The sequence below is a fragment of the Mucilaginibacter sp. OK283 genome (assembly GCF_900110415.1).
Classification (GTDB): Bacteria; Bacteroidota; Bacteroidia; order Sphingobacteriales; family Sphingobacteriaceae; genus Mucilaginibacter.
On record NZ_FODR01000014.1, the window covers coordinates 84,246 to 103,675 of the forward strand.

Annotated in this window: 13 protein-coding genes; all 13 read right to left on the bottom strand. The window is 41.8% G+C overall.

Annotated features, from left to right (window positions below; translation table 11 throughout):
* Window positions 1-3 precede the first annotated feature (3 nt).
* On the bottom strand, window positions 4-1,605 hold the full coding sequence (locus BMX56_RS25400) for a glycoside hydrolase family 28 protein (RefSeq protein WP_090652518.1): 1,602 nt from the start codon (window positions 1,603-1,605) through the stop codon (window positions 4-6).
* 2 nt (window positions 1,606-1,607) lie between these two features.
* Window positions 1,608-2,828, bottom strand: coding sequence for a glycoside hydrolase family 88/105 protein (locus BMX56_RS25405; protein ID WP_090652519.1), 1,221 nt, complete (start codon window positions 2,826-2,828; stop codon window positions 1,608-1,610).
* Between the two features lie 28 nt (window positions 2,829-2,856).
* Window positions 2,857-3,300, bottom strand: coding sequence for a c-type cytochrome (locus BMX56_RS25410; protein ID WP_090652520.1), 444 nt, complete (start codon window positions 3,298-3,300; stop codon window positions 2,857-2,859).
* Window positions 3,301-3,308: 8 nt separating this feature from the next.
* Complete coding sequence (locus tag BMX56_RS25415) at window positions 3,309-4,592, bottom strand: PQQ-dependent sugar dehydrogenase (RefSeq protein ID WP_090652521.1); 1,284 nt, start codon at window positions 4,590-4,592, stop codon at window positions 3,309-3,311.
* Between the two features lie 16 nt (window positions 4,593-4,608).
* On the bottom strand, window positions 4,609-6,165 hold the full coding sequence (locus tag BMX56_RS25420; RefSeq protein ID WP_090652522.1) for a rhamnogalacturonidase: 1,557 nt from the start codon (window positions 6,163-6,165) through the stop codon (window positions 4,609-4,611).
* 172 nt (window positions 6,166-6,337) lie between these two features.
* Window positions 6,338-8,047, bottom strand: coding sequence for a RagB/SusD family nutrient uptake outer membrane protein (locus BMX56_RS25425; protein ID WP_090652523.1), 1,710 nt, complete (start codon window positions 8,045-8,047; stop codon window positions 6,338-6,340).
* Window positions 8,048-8,058: 11 nt separating this feature from the next.
* A complete protein-coding gene (locus tag BMX56_RS25430) occupies window positions 8,059-11,424 on the bottom strand; it encodes a SusC/RagA family TonB-linked outer membrane protein (RefSeq protein WP_090652625.1) in 3,366 nt (1,121 codons plus the stop codon).
* A 165-nt stretch (window positions 11,425-11,589) separates the two neighbouring features.
* Entirely contained in the window at window positions 11,590-12,477 is an 888-nt protein-coding gene (locus BMX56_RS25435; RefSeq protein WP_090652524.1) for a FecR family protein, read from the bottom strand.
* Between the two features lie 97 nt (window positions 12,478-12,574).
* On the bottom strand, window positions 12,575-13,138 hold the full coding sequence (locus tag BMX56_RS25440) for an RNA polymerase sigma factor (RefSeq protein WP_090652525.1): 564 nt from the start codon (window positions 13,136-13,138) through the stop codon (window positions 12,575-12,577).
* 415 nt (window positions 13,139-13,553) lie between these two features.
* Window positions 13,554-14,354, bottom strand: coding sequence for a DUF4350 domain-containing protein (locus BMX56_RS25445; protein ID WP_090652526.1), 801 nt, complete (start codon window positions 14,352-14,354; stop codon window positions 13,554-13,556).
* A 26-nt stretch (window positions 14,355-14,380) separates the two neighbouring features.
* Window positions 14,381-16,549 (bottom strand): alpha-galactosidase, encoded by a 2,169-nt coding sequence (locus BMX56_RS25450; protein WP_090652527.1) that lies wholly within the window; start codon window positions 16,547-16,549, stop codon window positions 14,381-14,383.
* Window positions 16,542-17,432: an AraC family transcriptional regulator gene (locus BMX56_RS25455; RefSeq protein ID WP_090652528.1), complete on the bottom strand. Its 891-nt coding sequence runs from the start codon at window positions 17,430-17,432 to the stop codon at window positions 16,542-16,544. Before BMX56_RS25455 ends, BMX56_RS25450 begins: the two co-directional genes overlap by 8 nt.
* Window positions 17,433-17,467: 35 nt before the next feature.
* Window positions 17,468-18,895, bottom strand: coding sequence for an alpha-L-fucosidase (locus BMX56_RS25460; RefSeq protein ID WP_090652529.1), 1,428 nt, complete (start codon window positions 18,893-18,895; stop codon window positions 17,468-17,470).
* Window positions 18,896-19,430 lie beyond the last annotated feature (535 nt).

The window sequence follows — 19,430 nt, forward strand, 5'->3', positions numbered from 1 at the left end:
ATTCTAATCCAAAACAGCTGCTCCGGCTTTTGCACCGGCAGCTAAATCGATATTTTTTTGTATGCCTGAGATTTTATTTCCCAGGATATGTATATCGCGGCTTGCATCGCCTTCAACACGCACAAATGCATCCGCGGATCCGGCTACCGTGGTATTATTCATACGCGCCCCGGCAACATTCTCTAACCTTATTACAGCCTGGGCTCCGGTAGTTTCGGGAATGATGCAGGAATTAAGCTCTATGTTTTCCCCATCTTCACAGATAATCGCTGGCCGAAGATCATTATGGCTTAGGGTAAATTTTACATTGCTCACCTTTAGTCCTTCCACATGCCTGGCCCAAACACCGTAGGCCGGTACCAGCGGACCAAATGTTTTTACTTCGGGATACTTATCAATGGCCTCGGGTACAACCTGCCTGGCATTTTCATTGCTTCCGCCGCCTGCAAGGTTTATCTCTATGTTTTCCAATACCAGGTTTTTAATGGCATGCCCAGGGATACCCGTTATAAGGATACCCGATGGCGGCATCAGCTGTGCGTTATCGGCCGCCTTTGCTTTTACATTTTTGATGGTTACGTTTTCAAGCGTCCCTATAGGTTGCTGACTATCCTGATCTTTACGGAATACACTTAACCTGGCACCTAAACGAATAAGTATAGGCGTTTTTACCTCAACCATGGTAATATCGCTGATTTGGACATTCCTGATATTTGCCCCATCAACCGAAAGCAGCTTTATACCGCCATTAGTTGTATCATAAATATAACATTGCGATATGTTGATGTTCTCAAATGCCGCCATGGATTCAGTGCCGATTTTGATGGCTCCCTGGCCGCTTTTTAACCGCAGGCCCGAAACAACAATGTTTTTACAGGCCATTTTACTTGATGTTGTTTTAAAACACAAAGCGTCATCGCCGCTTTCCACATCACAATTTTTAATAGCAACACCCTGGCAACCATCTATATCCATACCATCATTGTGCGCTACGCCCCTGCTTACAATTTTTACATTTTTAATACTTACCTGTTTGCATTGAAAATAATGAGATGTCCAGGCTGCGGCGTAATTTAGGGTAACACCATTCAAGGCAACATTCTGGCAGCGCACAATACGCAATAAAAACGGGCGCCTCCCCCAGCGCTGCGATTCGGCACGTGTATCCGTTAATATTTGCTGCGCTTTGAGTTTTGATCCCTGGCCATCAATGGTACCCTCGCCCGCTATGCCTATATTTTTTTTATCAACGGCTACAATCAGGGCCCAGCCAACACTTATGCCAAGTCCATCCACAAACGGATCAAGATTTTTATAATCGTTAACATCGGTGCTGCCTAATAAAACAGCCCCTTTGTTTAGCTGCAGGGTAATATTATCATTCAGTGCAATTGTACCTGTTAAAAACACTCCCGAAGGAATAATAACTTTACCACCACCGCTTTTATAACAAGCGTCAATTGCTTTTTGAATAGCCGCGGTATTTAATGTAGTGCCGTTGCCTACGGCACCGTAAGCCGAGATATCCACATCGGCAGCAAACAAACTTAAATTACATGTTGCTATAAGGATAATACCCAACAATAGCCTGGTTAGCTTGTACATGGCTATTTTTTCCTTTCTGCTTTAAGCATTTCGGTTCCGGCCAATAATAAGGCTCCTAAACCATGTGTATCGTTTAGCTCGGTTGGCCGGGTGTAGTAAAAATTAATGTCGGTATCCATGTTGGTACCAATACAAACATCCTGCAATTGCCCATCGACTGTAATTTTGGTAGTTAATCCTTTCCATCCTTCCTTGGCTATAGCTATATATTTTTCATTGATCCAGCCCTGGTTTACTGCACGGGCTACGGCATAAGTGTACATAGCAGTAACTGATGTTTCCAGGTACGAATCGGGTTTATCCAATAACTGGTGCCATAAACCGGTTGGGTCCTGGTAGCGGGAGTAACCTACAATTTGCCTCAACAGTAATTTGATCAGTTCGGGGCGTTTGGGATGGTTTGCCGGCAAATTGTTTAACAGCTCAACCTGTGCCATGGCTATCCAGCCATTGCTGCGACCCCAATGACCTACACCATTGGTTTGATCGTCAGAATAATAATTATGAAAGAAAAGGCCGGTAGCAGGATCATAAAGATATTTGTTAAAATTCTCTACCTGTTTTATAGCGTCATCGAAGTATTTGTTGTCGCCTGTAAGCTTGCCCATACGTGCCAAAAACGGGATACTCATAAACATATCATCGGCCCAAAGGGTACCAAAACGAGGCTGCGGACGGGCAAACGTACCATCTGCCAAACGCATCTGTTTAGTTGAAATATAAGCTGCAGATCTTTCTAAATACGCCTGGTAATCTTTTCTTTGTGCCAGCGCATTTACATCAAACAATCCGGCAGACATTGCACCGCAAGCGTCGAGGTTGGTGATATTGAATACCGAACCATATTCTACCCTCGGGGTTGTTTTAGCTTTGTAAAGGGCTTCAAAATAGTTAAGGTTATCAAAAATGAATTCAAAGTTGTGCTGCGAATATTCCGAGTACTTTTTATCCTTAAGCACATCGGCAGTTTGCACCATGCCAATGGCTAAAACACCGTTTACATAAGCCCACTTATTGTATTTGCTATCCGCTTTAATGTCAGCCGATGATGCCAATCCTTTTGTAGAATCGTATTTTTCTTTGGTACTGGAATTGATAAATTTAAATGAGGTATTTTGAACAATATTGTCGGCAACTTTGCGAACAACCGCTTCGGTGTTGGTATCCTGCCCAAATGCTATCGCCGGGCAAACCATTAGTAATAAGTATAAAAATGATTTCATAATATTGAGGTATCTGTTTAAAAAGGATTTATTTTTTATTAGCGGCCCTAACAGCCTTTACCTGTGCCGTACTTATTGCACCCGCTTTATTGGTAAAGTTTTTCCTGACATAGGTTAACACGGCAGCAATTTCCTGGTCTTTCAAAAAATCATGTGCCGGCATTACGTTGGAGTATGATTCACCATCAATATCAACGTTTTCTGAAAATCCGTTAAGCACAACCTTAATCAGGCGGGTTTTATCGTCCAGCACATAAGATGTTTTAGTTAACGGCGGATTCATGTTGGGTACCCCGCCCCCATCGGCCTGGTGGCAGGTCAAACAATATTTTACATATACACTTTTGCCGTCAACCACCGGATTAGCGAAGCTCGGCCGGGGCCTAACCCTGGCTTTCGCCGGAGTTTTAACCTGGGCCATTAACTGATAGCAGCTAAAAATGAAGATGATAATCATTAAATATTTTCTCATTGCAGCAATTACTTTTTAGTGTAGATAATGCGGTATATGGTACCTTTTGAATCATCAGTAACATACAAAGAACCATCGGCACCCTGGGCAAGCCCGCAGGGGCGATGATCGGCACGACCAGCGGCGGTTTTTTCGGGTGAGCCCGAAAAACCATCTGCAAATACTTCCCAATCGCCGTCGGGCTTTCCATTTTTAAATGGCTGAAAAACTACGAAGTATCCGGCCTGTGGTTCGGGAGCCCTGTTCCATGAGCCATGAAATGCTATAAAAGCGCCGTTTTTATACTTCGCCGGAAATTGATTGCCGGTATAAAACAGCAAACCATTGGGCGCCATATGGCCAGGATAGGCGGCAGCCGGATCGATAAATTTAGCATCAGCTTCTTTTTTTCCATCGCCGCCATACTCAGGGGCTAGTATCTTTTTATGCTGAATCTGGTCATAGTACATAAACGGCCAGCCTGCATTGTCTCCCTTTTTAAGGGCGTATAAACATTCGGCTGGTAACTCAGCAGATTGTTTGGTGGTATATAGTTCGGGCCACGAGCTGTTGAGGTTATCCCTGCCATGCTGCATTACAAAAAGCTGGTTGTCCTGCTGATTCCAGTCCATACCAACCATATTCCTTAGCCCGGTTGCATACCGCACACCATCGCCATAGGTTTGGTTTAATTTGTCGGCCTTAAACTGCCACACCCCACCCATCGAATCAAGAATAGGGCAGCCCGGTATTCCGGGTGAATGTAACCCACGGTCTTTTTCCTGGCATGAATTAAACCAGGCGCCTATGTTTACATAAATATTGCCATCGTTATCCAATGCAAACGATTTGGTTTCGTGCTGGCGGCCCGCCTTTAAGCCGGTAACTATTTTTTCGGGCTGATCGGGGTTAATAACTTCATTTTTATCATTCACCTTATACCTGAATACCTCGGTATTGGATGAAGCATACAGGTAGCCGTTTTTTAAGTAAACTTCGGTACCACCGTAAGTGCCAAAGCCCGATTTGAGTTCTGCCTTGCCATTTGCAGCTTCATGAAATACCAAAATACCTTTACCTTCTTTGTTAACCTTTGCAAGCTTTACATAAATATCGCCCTGTGGCGTAACCACTAAATGCCTTGCCTTGGCACCGGTTTCGGCAACTTTTAAGGCGCCAAATCCGGCGGGTAATTTTAAGCCTGCATTATCGGCATCGGGTACTACATCGGCTGCTGGTTTTAGGGCATAAAGTGTTACGCTTACTGCGAGCGCTGTAAGTATTATTATTAACCTGGATAGTTTACTTTTCATGCAATTATTTATTTTATTAAAGTTCCTTTTTATTCACATCCGCCATCCTGGTGTTTGCTACCGGCAAGCTGTTATATATGTTAAAATCCTTTACTTCATTTAAAATAAATGCCGGTGCATTGGCCGCTTTCTGCGCTTTGATATGCTGAAAATCGGCACCGGTTACATGGTCAAGTATAAATGCCGGGCGAAGATCCTCATCAATATAACTTACCTCCACATCGTTCATTTTAAGATCTTTAACATTGCGGATAAAGAAGCCATAGGATGGCATTGTACCAAAACGGTATGGTTCGGGATACTCTTTTTCTAAACCAGGTACTTCACGTGTTGATTGCTCTTTAGTACCGCCGCCTTTGTAATAAATCCTGATATTGCTTAACCGCAGGTCTTCAATATCATGGCCAGGAATTCCGCTTATGATTGCACCATGCTTATTATCGGCATTATAACATACCACATTGCTGATGATAACGCGCCTCAGTGCGCCTACAGGTGTACCTTCGGGGGCACGCATGCGCGCGCCTAAACGAACAAAAATGGGTGCGTTTACAATATCGCGCATAGTAATATTGGTAATGGTAACATCTTCTAAAAGCGCACCATCAACCGTTTCAAGGGCCAAACCACGGCAATAATCAAACACACAATTGGATATGGTGACATTTTTAAATCCGCCATTTGATTCGGTGCCCATTTTTATACGGCCTGTAGGATTGCCGTCGGAGTATTTTTTTTCGTTCCGTTTAAAAGTGCCGTCTAAAAACGAACCTTCATCATAACCGCTTACCTGGCAGTTGGTAATAGTAACATTTTCTGTAGCGCGGGCAAAGCCAAGCCCAAAGGTGCTTTTCAAACATATACCATCATCATAAGGCGAGTTAACGCTGCAGTTAGAAATACGCACATTACGGCAACAGTCAATATCCATCCCGTCGCGGTTGGTATCCATTTTTACATTATCAATAGTAAAGTTATCTATCCCGGTAGCCAGGATGCCAAACCAACCGCCATGCAATATAGATATGTCTTTAATGATTACATTGCGGCATAAATAAAGGCTGATTGTTTTGTTGGGGCGCTTGTCATCCTCTCCTTTGTTACTCCGTACCAGGTCTTTTCCCCAAAGGGTGCCGGGGCCTAATATGGAAATATCATGCAGGTTTTCGCCCCATATCAAACTGTTATGCCAATGCCTGTGCCCAAAATCCTGGTATTTGTTGTCGATCTTATCTTCGGGTAAATCATAACCTGAATCATCAGCAATTGGAGCTGCAATTATTGTAGCTCCCTGGTCTATGTACAAAGAGATATTGCTTTTGAGATGAATAGAACCGCATAAATAATTACCGGCAGGAAAGTAAACAGTGCCTCCGCCGGCTGTTGCCGCAGCATCTATTGCTTTATTAATCCCTTTGGTATCAATGGTTTTTCCATCTCCTTTTACGCCATAAAGTTTTACATTATATGGTGATGTTTCGGGTGCCGGATAAACTCCAGCATAAGCTGTAAGGCCATAAAAAAACAAAAGAAAAGTAAAAAGAATACCTGGAACCGGGTTATGCTTTTTCATAAGGTTTTAATTATTGCGTTTTGTTTGTTATAAATAGATGTTAAGTGAACCCTGTATTAAGTAAACAGTTTTTAGTCGGTAGTCTCAAGTCGTATTTTGCTTGTTTCTTACTCAGAACTTAAGCCTTCCGACTTAAGACTAACCGACAATTTAAGTATGACAAGACACTAACTTACCAACCAGGGTTTTGAGGATAAGGGGTGCCGGTAATAGTGGCATCAATTTGTGTTTGCGGAATTGGGCGCAGCACGTGAAATGGCTTAATGTTACTTTTACCATCGGTGTTATGCAGCTTTACCCTTTCCAGTAACTTACCTGTACGGGCCAGGTCAAGCCAGCGTACCAGTTCGCCGCATAGCTCTCTTGAGCGCTCATCCAAAATAAAATCCAGTGTGATTTTATCAGCAGTGATATCCATTGCAGCCGCGTTGCCCGATGGGTAAGCAGCTCTTTCGCGCACCGCATTGATATACGGTACCGCATCAGCTGCACGGCCATCCATATACAATGCTTCGGCAGCAATTAAATAGGTTTCGGCTAAGCGGTATATGATGATAGGCCTGCTGGATGGTGAATTTTGATCGGGCCGTTTGGTATCAAAATATTTGATCATGGCCGGCGACAGGGCAATACTGTATTTACCTGGCGGAATAACCTGGTAACGATACCCTGCAATTTGGCTGGATGTCATGTCATAACCCGGCATCCATATAGCTGTATCGCCTACCGTAAATTTAGGTGCGCCTGGTTGTGCACCCGCCGGAGCCCCTGCCGGTAAAGGATTGGGCCAGTTTGGTATAGATGCAGCATTGTTACACAACCACATGGTTTGAAACGTTTTATTATACCGTTGATCATTTACCCTTTCTTTAAACACGGTATCGGTAAGCCAATGGGTAGGTACAGCACGTATATAAGGCCGGCCATAAAGTGTGCTGCGCTGCATACCTGGCTGCACCTCATATTTAGGCGCAAATAAATGGCACAGCAAATTATCGGGGCCGCTATTATTTTGAGTTGGCGAACCATTGTAGGCCAGTGTTGTAGTGTGCTGTACTGTCCACAATATTTCGCTGTTGCTTTCATTGCCTTCGGCAAATACTTTTCCAAAATCCTGCTGCAGCTTTATGCCGGCACCAGGAGCAACATTGGTAATTAAATCAATTGCGTTGGTATATGCGTTTTTATAATCATCAGCTTGCTTGGCCGATGAGCCCGCCCTTGTTAAGTAAACTTTTGCAAGCATATGCTCTGCAGCAGCTTTGGTAGCCCTCCCCGGCTGTACGCCATTGGTTAACGGCCCTACAGGCAAAGCAGCTATGGCATCTTTAAGGTCCTGAATTATAAAAGTATATACATCGGCCATCGGCGCGCGCGTGGCAGAAGTTGTTGGGGTTGCCTGAAAGCTTTTATTTAAGGTTACATCGCCCCAAAACTGAACTAATATAAAGTAATAGTTGGCCCGCAGAAACTTAGCCTCGCCAATTAAACTTGCTTTTGTTGCATCATCCAGCCCGGCCGGAGCATTATCAATTAGACCGTTACAGGTATTGATATAGGTGTAACAGTTTTTCCAAATGCCGGCTACTATGCCATCGGCGGTATTGAAGTTACTGTTGTATTTAACCAGGCCGTTATTGCCATCGTTACCGGCAATAAATTCGTCGGTACCGGGCACGGTCATTTCAAAATAGGTATCAGGTCCCCAAATGGTCCTGAAACCGGCATAGGCTGCCGTAAGCCCCGACATGAAACCCTGTGTTGTTGTAAAAAAAGCTGGGGTTAAGGTTGATTTAGGAGCTTCTACCAATGTTTTTTTACACGAGGTAACAATCAGACCTAAAAATAAACAGCTGTATAAATATATAGATATCCTTTTCATCTTATTTTAATTTAAAGTGTCATGTTAATACCGAATATAAATGACTTTGTGGGAGGAGTATCAATGGCTAAGCTTCCAGCCGTTTCGGGGTCAAGACCGTGAAAAGTATTGCGATACGGCGAAAAAAGTATAAATGGATTTTGCGCCGTTGCATATATTCTTAATGACTTTGCCTTAATACGTTTTGTTATTGATTCGGGCATATAATAACCCAGTGTAGCGCTCCTTATTTTAAGGAAAGTACCATCAAAGTAGCTCAGTAACGATGAGTAAGGTGTATTGGTTGATGCAGAGTTTGGTTTTGGATAAAAATTTTGATGATTGGTTGGGGTCCAGTAATCTTCATTCAGGTTATTATAATTGCCCTGGAAGGTATTAACAAAACCGCCGCTTTGAAATAACCGGGAGGTTATTAAACCGCCTACCCTGTAAACTCCAACTACGGTAAAATCAAAACCCTTGTAGGCTATACGGTTGGTAAATCCACCTGTGTATTTTGGCTGATCTGATCCAAGCACTATCCTGTCGCTTGCACTAATCTTTCCATCCTTGTTTACATCTTCTACCCTTATGGTGCCTATAACCGAACCAGTACCTGTTGTGGTAAGCCCAAGGCTTTTTGCCTGCGCGGTATCAGCGGCAGTATTTTGCCAGATTCCCACTTTTTTATAGTCGAAGATGGCATTAATAGACTGACCTACGAAAAGGTTGTTCGCTATGTCCTGCGTAACACCGCTTGCTAATTTGGTTACTGTTCCGCGGTTGAAGGTAATGTTGGCACTGGTAGTCCAGCTAAAGCTGTTTCTGCCGTTACCCTGTATATTAACACTGCTTACGCTTATTTCGATACCCTTGTTTTGCGTTTGGCCAACATTGGTTAAAATGCTGTTGGGGATACCGGATGTTGGCGGTAAAGACAAGGGAAGCAACAACGACCTGGTATATTGATGATAAGCATCAACGGCACCCGTTATCCGTCCGTCAAGAAAACCAAAGTCAACACCGGCATTTAGTGTCGATGTATACTCCCAGGTAAGGTTGGGGTTGGGCACGTTTGTTGGGTATGCCCCGGTGAGGTTGGTAGAGCCAAAGTTATAGTTAACCGATGTTAACGCGCCTAATGTTTGGTAAGGGTTAATGGCAGTATTACCAACCGTACCATAGCTTACCCGCAATTTAAGATTTGATAACACGTGCGAATCTTTAAACATAGGCTCCTGAGTAATATTCCACGCGGCAGCGGCCGATGGGAACACATGATACTTGTTACCAGGCGCCAGGCGCGATGAACCATCTGAACGCATGGTTAATGTAAGCAGGTATTTATTGGCAAAGCCATAATTTACCCTTGCCATGTAGGATATAATATCCCATTTTGAGTACGAGCCGGATCCGCTCAAATTAGCGCCATACTGCGGGTTAAAATACTGAATACCATCTGACAGAATATTGTTATAACTGAATGAGTTAGATTGCGATTGACTTTCCTGCAAACTGTACAGACCAGTAAAATTGATATGGTGCTTTTGAGCAATTGTTTTGTCGTAAGTTAAAATATTTTCAAGCGTATAGTTGTAGCTGTAAGTACTTTGGTTATTTGCTGTAGATGCACCGCCCAGGTTATTAGTGGTTGCGCTGGCGTAGTAATTTCCGTATATATCGGGCCGTATTTCGGCACCACCGTTAAACCTGTATTTTAAGCCCGGCGCCAGGTTAATCTCGGCATAAGCAGTGGTAAATGTTCCAAACCGTTTGCGTGTTTCGGCAACAGCACCTGGAACAAAGTTAGCAAGCGGGTTCCAAACCTGGTTGGCACTGCCCGCTGTAAAACCTACTAATTGCCCGGTCGCATCATCATACGGGGTAGAAAGCGGGCTTGCCCTTAGCGCCTGCCCAAGTGGGTTAGCATTTTCGCCATTGGTATAGCTTAAGGTGTTTAAACTGCTTAAGCCTATTTTAACGTTTTTACCCAATTGCTGATCAATGCTTAATTTGATAGCGTACCGCACGAATGACTGGCCAAAATATATACCGGTTTCGTTATAATACCCGCCAGATATAGCATATTGGGTTAAATCGTTACCACCGGAAACGCCTAACTGGTGATCGGTAACAAAACCGGTTTTATAAATCAGGTCTTGCCAATCTGTACTGCGTCCGCTTTTAATTGAGGCTACTTCCTGCGGGGCAAAAGAGCCATCGGTTAAAAAGGCCGGATCATCCAAGCCCGAATATTTGCCGGGGTTCCCGTTGATGAGGCCCCATTTTTTAAGGTCTTCAAATTGAGTGCCATTCATTACATTATAATGCCCCATTGGCTTGTTAAAACCGGCGTAACCACTGTAGGTTATTGATGTACCGCCTTTTTTACCCCGGCGGGTAGAAACCAATAAAACACCGTTAGCTCCCCTTGAACCATAAATAGCGGTGGAGGAAGCATCCTTCAATACCTCTAACGATACTATATCATCCGGATTAATATCATTAAGGCTTCCGTTAAAAGGAAGGCCATCAACTACAATCAATGGTGAATTTGAGGCGTTTATTGACCTGGTGCCCCTGATTAAGATTGAAGGCGTAGCTCCCGGATGGCTGTTACCGGCGCTTTTTTGAATATCAACACCTGCGGCCTGCCCCTGTAACGCCTGGCCTATATTTGCGGCCGGAATATCGCGAAGCGCCTGCTCATTAACAGAGACTATTGAACCTGTTATGTCCGACTTTTTCTGAACACCATAACCAACCACTATAACATCGCTCAACGACCTCAAATCGCTTACCATAGTTACATTAATAACGGTTTGGTTGTTAATATTGATTTTTTGTGTTTTATAACCGATAGAAGAAAATATCAACGCTGCATCCGGAGCAGCTCTTAGCGAATAAGCTCCGTTGGTATTGGTGATAACACCTTTGGTACTGCCTTCAATCACAACTGATACACCCGGTAGGGGGCCGTTTAAATCTGACACCGTGCCTGTAACCGTAATATCGGCCGATTCGGTTTTTATATCCGGTCCGGAAGATTTATCGGTGAACAAGCTCGTTTTCAGTGTTGCTGTTTTGTCGTAAATTACAATACCGTCACTAATTTCTTTAAACGTAAGCTGTGTTTTAGAAAACAGGTAGTTAAGGATATTGCTCAGTTTTTCCTCTTTGAACTTATTAGGTTTAACCGAATACCCCTTTAAATCTTCGGGGTTGTAGGAGAATTTGATGCCCGTTTGTTTTTCGAGCTTACTGATGGAGCTCTGCAGACTTTCCTTGCCAAAGGAAATTTTGACAAGCGTGGCCGAAATCTGGCTCTTTGCTGTCTTAGCAAGCAGTAACTGGCAACACACCAGCGAGCATACTACTACAGTTATTGATACTTTCATGAAAAAAGTAAAAAATTTAGTCAATTTTTTTATCATCTTTACAAAGTTTTTGTCTTAAAAAACTATGTAAATCATTGGTTTAGCTTGGAACCTGCCAATAACTTACATTAACTCAGTGCCAATGTCTGCTAAGCTTTGCTCATAGACATTGGCATTTTTTATTTACTATTTGTTAGGTATTTTTTCTAAAGAAACCTCCTTTCCCTTTATCGTATAGTTTACGCGATGTATTGTTTTAATAATTTCGAGCACCTGCTGCAAATTATCGTTGTTTGAAAAATGAATAGTTGTTGGCAGGGTGTTCAATTTATCATGATCGTAGGTGATGTGAACGTTATAGATGTTTTCGAGCCTGAGCATCAGTTCAGCAAAAGAAACATCATATAAATTAACCTCGTTTGTTGTCCAGGCGGCTATCTTCCGTGAATCAACTTTGCGAATGATGTGCTGATTGCTTAGCTGATCATAGGAAACTTCATTATCACGAGCAAGCACGCCAAAACTTTCACGATTTTTTCCAACCTCTACGAGTCCCCTTGTTACGGTTACCCTTACATCACTAAGTTTTTTAAAGTATTTGATATTAAAGGCCGTTCCTAAAACACGTGCATGCAAACTGCCATAATGAACAATAAAAGGACTATGTTCGTCGTGTTTTATGTCGAAAAAAGCTTCGCCGTTAATCAACTGAATTTCGCGGGTTTTGTCAAACTTGTCGGGATAACGGATAGTGGAGCCCGAGTTTAACCACACCTTTGACCCGTCGGGTAAGTCAACAATATTGATATGCCCATTTGCCGCAGCAACCGTAACAAAATTGATTTTATTTTTTAAAGAGAGTTTAAGGCCCAATGCTATCGAGCAGCATAAAAGTACAAACGATGCTGCAACGGCATATTTACCCGACGTTGTTTTTATAAAATACCACTTACCATAAATTTCTTTATGAATAGCATTTAACATCTGCTTTTCTATCGCCTGCATAGCTGCCTCATCATGCAGATGTGCTTCACCGCCAATAGGCTTATGACCAGGCTTCAGCCATTTTATCATTATTGTAAAAGTGTATTTTGGTTTTTAAATATCTGCCTACAAGGCAGTTTATGCATTGGCACTTATAATACAAGCGCAACTGGTTTTGGTACCAGATTTATTTTATAAAAAGAAAAGTTATCACAAGGAACACATCCAATCCTGTGCGTAATATTTTAAGCGCGTTAGAGATCTGGTTTTTTACTGTACGGGGGGCTATATCAAGCATCTCAGATATTTCGCTGATGGATAAATTTTGCTGACGGGACAACACAAACACCTGTTGCATTTTACCAGGTAGCTCTTTAATGCGGCCTTCAATTGTATTGGAGAGTTCTTTGGCAATTAAATCGTCTTCGTTGGTAAATTCGTTGCCGCCACTTAATTGCATTAGTTCATCCACTCCCCTCCTCCTGATCGCATCCTTTTTGTGAAAATTAATGATATTATTCTTTAAGGCCCTTAAGAGATACGATGAATTATATTGCTCGGGGCAAAGGGTAAACCTGCATTTCCATAAACTGATGAAAACCGTTTGAACAAGGTCCTTGGCATCATCAGATGAACCCGTTGAACGATAAGCAGCCTGGTATAAGCCCCGCCAGTTTCTTTTATAAAACTCGTCAAAGGCCCGGATATCTCCCTGCTTAATTAATGTTATTAATTCTACTTCAGACAGCATTTCTTATGTATCAAATAATACAGTCTGCTTTTGGCAACTTTGTATTATTAATAATTGGTTTTTATAATTGGTACTGCAATTAAATTATAATTACGGCTTGTTTATGCAATTAATTTAGCAATTTATTCATCTATATTGCTACCTGGTTAATTACACTAAAGTTAATTTATAAGCTGTTAAAACAACTCCATTTTATTTTAAGTATAAATAATTTATGCGATGTTAACTGGTTTATAATTTTTAACAGATACATCCTGCCACTATTTAAAAGTATATAAAAATTGAATAAGTACGAAACAGCAACATAAATGTTACTTAAAAACCCATGTCAATATTTGAATGTAAGGTACTTATTTACTGTAATTTATGCTCCAAAACAATCAAAACCGACATTTTTGGCACTTAGCTTATTAATTTATTCCTTTTTAGGTATTTGCGACAAAAGCCATTGGGTTATATCCTCTGCCGCCTTATCATTTTCGAACCCCATAGAAGGTGTCAGTCTTCCGTTAGTGTATTCATTATATATCCATGGGTCGCCAACTGTAAACACTATCCCCCTGCCATACTGTGCTGTGGCCACAATTACTTTACCGCTATCTGTAAGCGCAGGTTGGGCATTTAATGATAGTTTTATGGTTGCTATATCTTTTAAATAAACCTTGCGGGCTGTTTTAAATATAGGGTTACCCGGCGAAATAGCTATTGCTCCCATTTCAAATTGCTTGTCAATAACGTGCTTGTATAAATCATCGTTAAAATGGATCCCGAATTTTCCTGCCAGGTTGTTTAAATGAGGCAGTTCGGCATTAGCACTGTCATTTGCAAGCATTACCAGCACACCGCCTTTTTTGACCCAATCAGCTATAGCTTTAATATGCCTCGATTCAATATAATTAGGATTGGCCGTTTCTTTCTTCGTATCAGGGTCAACAATAATATAAATATCAGTGCCTTTTAAACTTTCTGCAGTTGGCTCGGCCATAAGGCTTTTCAGGCTTGCACCATTTTGTTTAAAAATATTCCCCCATATTGAATATCCCGAACTTTTGGTATCCTCCCAGGTATAATGAAAACGCTCCATTGTACCCGATGCATTTTTACGATATTCATTATTAAAAAAACAATCAAGGGTAACCGCTTTAGTTTGAGCCTTTGCTGCAGGTATAATTAATCCTGCAAGCAATGCTATTATTGTGTATTGTTTAAATTGCATCAATAGTTTATATTAATTGTCTTTTATTAATTCTCTGCATTTATCTCTATTACCATACTGGTTAACGGTATTAATTTCCCCGGGGTTAAATTAAGCCCCATGGTCATCAAATAATCGCCGCTAAAAACACGCCCGTTTTCCGCAAGATTTGATTTGGCACCGGGCATAAGGTTTGTTTCTTCCACTTTATATTTTTTTTGACTATCCAGGCCCTGTAATCGTACCCTGTTAAATACTTCTTTATACCTGGTGTTAAGGTTGTAATTAAACAAAACCGCCTTTGATTTTTCTGCATTTACATACATGGCCACCATTCGGTTTTCATCGTAGGGAGAAATAATACGGTATAGATCGCCAAACCAAATGGTATTACTTAAGCGGTTATAGTTTTTAACCGCCTGTTTACTAAACTGCAATTCATCATCTGTCATTTTACTCACCTTAATATCATAGCCAAGTTTACCCATCATAGCAACATCCGTATGGAATTTGATAGATTGTTTTCCCCAGGATGTAACATGACTTGAGATAGTTAAGGCCGGGAAAAAATTACTATATCCCCATTGTATATACACGCGCTCTAAAGGATCGGTATCATCACTTGGCCAAAACTCGGTGAAGTATTTTAAAGCCCCATAGTCGGTACGGCCCCCGCCTCCCGAACAAAGCATAATAGGTAAATGCGGATATTTTTGCCTTATACGATCTAAGATTTTATAAAGGCTTAAAGTATAGTCGACAAACAATGCCGACTGCCTATCCTTTAAATACGGCGACCAGGTATTACTCATACTCCGGTTACAATCCCATTTAATATAAGCCAGGCCGGGATTTTTTGTTAGCATATCAACCACTGTATGATATACATAATCGGCTACTTTAGGGTTTGTAAGATCTAACACCAACTGGTTACGTTGATAATTTTCATCCCGGTTGGGTAATTTTAAAATCCAATCCAGATGCTGCTCATATAATTCGCTTTTAGGATTTACCATTTCCGGCTCAAGCCAGATGCCAAATTTTAACCCTTTAGCTTCAGCTTGTTTAACCAAATAGCCTATCCCGTTTGGTAGTTTTGCCTTGCTCTCCTGCCAATCTCCTAATCCCGCTTTGTCGTTATCACGTGGGTATTTATTTCCGAACCATCCATCATCAAGCAAAAACAGGTCGACACCCAGTTTTGTGGCATCATCAAACAAGCCCACCAGTTCTTTTTCATTAAAATTAACATGTGTGGCCTCCCAGTTATTTAATAAGGTGAGGCGCGGTTTATTACCATCCAGTACACCATAATTACGTGCCCATTGATGTAAATTCCGGCTCGCCTGCCCCTTTCCTGTAGTTGAATAGGTAAAAATAAATGCCGGGGTTGTAAAGGTTTCGCCCTTTTTTAGCTTATAGGCTGATGCATAAGGGTTAATGCCCGATATTACTCTTAAGGCGTTGCGTTCATCTATTTCAAAATGGAATTGAAAATTACCTGTCCAGGCTAATGTGCCTGCAATTAACTCCCCGGTTGTTTCATCTGCCGGTTTATTTAGCGCGAGGAAAAACACCGGGGTTTGATACATATCGGCACGGGTGCCTAATTTACTGTCAATCTCTTTTACGCCGCTTGTAAGCTTGCTTTCCTGCATTTTCATTTCAGAAGCCCAATCGCCATGAAATTGTGTAAGCCAATAATCTTTAGCCTCAAAATGCAGCATAGATGAGGCATAGTTTTCTACGTTTATTTCGCCTTTTTCATCATTTTTAATCTCAGCCCACGATTTTATGATATCCTCCTCACTAAAAGCCTGGTAATGCAATATCACCTGCACCGGATATTTGGGATCCTGCAGCAGGATGTTGGTTTCTGAAATATTTTGGTCTGAATTTTTTGTTGTGTGGTTTACATACCTTAGTTCGAGCGATGGGTTACCATCGCTGTGAATTAAGCGGATGGCGGGTTGCAACAGGTCTTCCATCCCACCGGCAATATAAGCCTCATGTTTATTATTAGGAATTAAGCTATTATCTGCCTGATTTAAAAACCGTTTCCCCAGGTATGCCTGGTATACCCTGTTATTGGCCCCGACCGTAAATACCAAATTTACATTTTTTGTGGCAATAATTATTTGCTTGTTGCTTTGTGCTTTTAAAACAGTACCCCCGCAAAAAAAAGCCAGGTAAATAAACAGTACTAATTTACTCATATGAAACTTTTGATTTTACCTGGATAAACTCTCTTTGATAGTTTAAAGGGCTTTTGCCGGTAATTTGCTTAAAGTATTTATGGAAGTTTGCAAAATTGTTGAATCCGCTTTCATAACATAATTGCTTTAATGGCAACCTGTTTTCTATCAGTAACTTACAGGCATGCCCAACTTTAATCTCCAGCAAAAACTTAGAATATGTTTTTTGTGTGCGCGCTTTAAAATAACGACAAAATGAGTTAGGACTAACCCCGGCCAGTTCGGCAAGCTCATCCATGTGTATTTTGTTTTTGAAATTTGCCAGCGAATACTCATAAATTATATTAATGCCATCATTGCGGGATTCCTCCACATTCGGGCTAAAGCCAATTGATGATAAACAATCGGTGTGGTCGCCTTCGGCAATTGTATTCAATACCTCTATCAATAACAGTATTCGTTTTGCACCTTCGGCAGCCAGCAGCTTCTGCATAATTTCGGCAACCTGTTTTTTTACTTTACCGGTAATTTGTATTCCACGCCTGGCTTTTTCCAGCACGGTTTTTATATTTTTGTTCTCCGGCAGTTGCAAAAAATCATTCCCCCAAAAATTTTCGCAAAAATGGGCCACCCTTATATCAACCTCGGCTTTTTCATCCCGTGAAAAATAGATATCATCAAAACGCCAGTAGTGCGGCAGGTACGATCCTACCAAAACAATATCGCCGGTGTTAAACTGCCGTATGTTATCGCCTATAAACTGAGTTCCACTACCTTTTTCAAAGTGGATCAACTCTACTTCGGGATGGTAGTGCCATTTACTATTAATAGAAGGAACCAGGTCCTGTCGTACACTGAAGGACCGCGCAGGACCGGATGATACTTTTAGCAATTGTGGTCTCATTTATGTTGATTTACTGTTGACGATAGTTCGGTTTATTAATCCAGCGCACCTGTTTTCATTTTTTCAGCCGGCCTGGCTGCCTGTGTATCTATAAGCCCTTTTACTTCCACCTTAATTACTGTGGCAATGTTATCTGTGGCTTTATCGGCTACATTTATAGTTATGCCGTCGTTACTTACACCTGTTTTTAAAGTGCTGCCGCCGTCAAGCATTTTGGCGCCAATAATTTCATTTTTTAACCCGGGAATGGTTAGTTTCCCATCGGCAGGCCAGTTAAATACAGAAAAATACAGGATAGTATTTTTACCTTCAGGCTTCGATGTGCAGCGCCCCCAGCTCAGTGGTTGTAAAGGGCTTGCCTTGGTAGCGTAAATAGCTTCGCCGTTTACCTTCATCCATTCTCCCATCTTTTTTAAAGTAGTGATACTTTCCTGCGGAAACTCACCTTCGGCAGTAGGGCCAACATTTAACAGGTAATTCCCTCCTTTTGAGGCTATGTCAATCAGGTTATGGATTAGTGTTTCGGGCGTTTTCCATTTATGATCATAACTTTTATAACCCCAGGTACCGTTCATGGTCATGCAGGCTTCCCAATCCTTTCCATCAAGTTCGCTAAGGTTTGGAATTTTTTGTTCTGGGGTTTTATAATCGCCGGCAAAATTGGGGCGTTTAAGCCGGTCGTTGGTTATGATATTGGGTTGTAACTTTAATACGTCCTGAAGTTTTTGCGCAAACTCGTCGGTCATGGCTGTTGGTGTATCCCACCAAATTACCGCAACATCGCCATAGTTGGTAAGCAGCTCTTTTACCTGCGGTACGGCTACTTTATCAATATATTGCACCATGGTGCTCGAGGTTTGAACAGGATCCCAATGGCCGCTGTTTTCTTTAGTATAGGCATCAATCTTTGCCGAATCGGGATTAGCCCAGCCTTCGCTGCTTACTTTACGTGCCGCTGCACCGCCGGGATTATTCCAGTCCTGGGCCTGTGAATAATAAAAGCCCAGTTTAATACCATATTTGCGGCAAGCTGCAGCCAATGGTTTTAAAACATCTTTACCATAAGGTGTAGCATCGGCAATATTCCATTTACTGGCGTTTGATTTAAACATTGCAAAACCATCATGATGTTTTGCCGTTATTACAATATATTTCATTCCGGCTTCTTTGGCCAGCTTCACCCAGGCTTCGGGGTTATATTTTACGGGATTAAACTTTTGGGCAAACTGTTGGTATTCGGCTACCGGAATTTTGGCCCTGTTCATAATCCATTCTCCGCCACGCCCTACTTCATGCCCCTTATACATACCCGCCAATCCAGCATAATCGCCCCAATGAATAAACATTCCGAAACGGGCTTCACGCCACCATTTCATACGTTCGTCGCGGGTAAGCTCTTTCTGGGCAAAAACAGCGTGCGTAAAAAATAGTAATAGCAAACAGGCTATAAAAGGTTTTTTCATATTGGTTTATTTTTGACGGATTAACCGCCTTGGTTTATAATGATTGCGATTATGCTGAATGGTTAATAAGCATGTGTTGCACTGCTCTTATGTTACCATACAATCGTAATAATGACTGGTACTATATTGACATATAATAATCTACGCAAACGTTGTAGTAACGCCAGACCTTGCGCAGCGGGAAATAAAAGATTAAACCAAGTGCTTATACTCCTTTTTTTAACGGGATGGGTAGGTGACAGTAGGTGGCAGCGCGACAAGCATAAAGACAACCGCAACGGAGATTTGCATCTGATCTGATAAAAGAGAATTACTATCCAGCGCACCAATTGCTTAATAAGACCTGAGCCAATGTTCCAGAAATAAAGTACCCATAACGCGATTACGCTTTTAGCACGTACATCCTCATCCCGTTGATAAAACCAGTTGGGGGCGGATTGTGACACTTGTCTCGACGGGCGCTCATGCCGTTTCTCGGATTTATTTTCCAAAAATCGAACTTTTATTTAATTCACAATCAATTGATAATAATTAA

Bases quoted from the DNA above. Each gene is read 5' to 3' on its own strand.
- BMX56_RS25400 (WP_090652518.1), bottom strand. From the start codon at position 1,605: ATGTACAAGCTAACCAGGCTATTGTTGGGTATTATCCTTATAGCAACA.
- BMX56_RS25405 (WP_090652519.1), bottom strand. From the start codon at position 2,828: ATGAAATCATTTTTATACTTATTACTAATGGTTTGCCCGGCGATAGCA.
- BMX56_RS25410 (WP_090652520.1), bottom strand. From the start codon at position 3,300: ATGAGAAAATATTTAATGATTATCATCTTCATTTTTAGCTGCTATCAG.
- BMX56_RS25415 (WP_090652521.1), bottom strand. From the start codon at position 4,592: ATGAAAAGTAAACTATCCAGGTTAATAATAATACTTACAGCGCTCGCA.
- BMX56_RS25420 (WP_090652522.1), bottom strand. From the start codon at position 6,165: ATGAAAAAGCATAACCCGGTTCCAGGTATTCTTTTTACTTTTCTTTTG.
- BMX56_RS25425 (WP_090652523.1), bottom strand. From the start codon at position 8,047: ATGAAAAGGATATCTATATATTTATACAGCTGTTTATTTTTAGGTCTG.
- BMX56_RS25430 (WP_090652625.1), bottom strand. From the start codon at position 11,424: ATGAAAGTATCAATAACTGTAGTAGTATGCTCGCTGGTGTGTTGCCAG.
- BMX56_RS25435 (WP_090652524.1), bottom strand. From the start codon at position 12,477: ATGATAAAATGGCTGAAGCCTGGTCATAAGCCTATTGGCGGTGAAGCA.
- BMX56_RS25440 (WP_090652525.1), bottom strand. From the start codon at position 13,138: ATGCTGTCTGAAGTAGAATTAATAACATTAATTAAGCAGGGAGATATC.
- BMX56_RS25445 (WP_090652526.1), bottom strand. From the start codon at position 14,354: ATGCAATTTAAACAATACACAATAATAGCATTGCTTGCAGGATTAATT.
- BMX56_RS25450 (WP_090652527.1), bottom strand. From the start codon at position 16,549: ATGAGTAAATTAGTACTGTTTATTTACCTGGCTTTTTTTTGCGGGGGT.
- BMX56_RS25455 (WP_090652528.1), bottom strand. From the start codon at position 17,432: ATGAGACCACAATTGCTAAAAGTATCATCCGGTCCTGCGCGGTCCTTC.
- BMX56_RS25460 (WP_090652529.1), bottom strand. From the start codon at position 18,895: ATGAAAAAACCTTTTATAGCCTGTTTGCTATTACTATTTTTTACGCAC.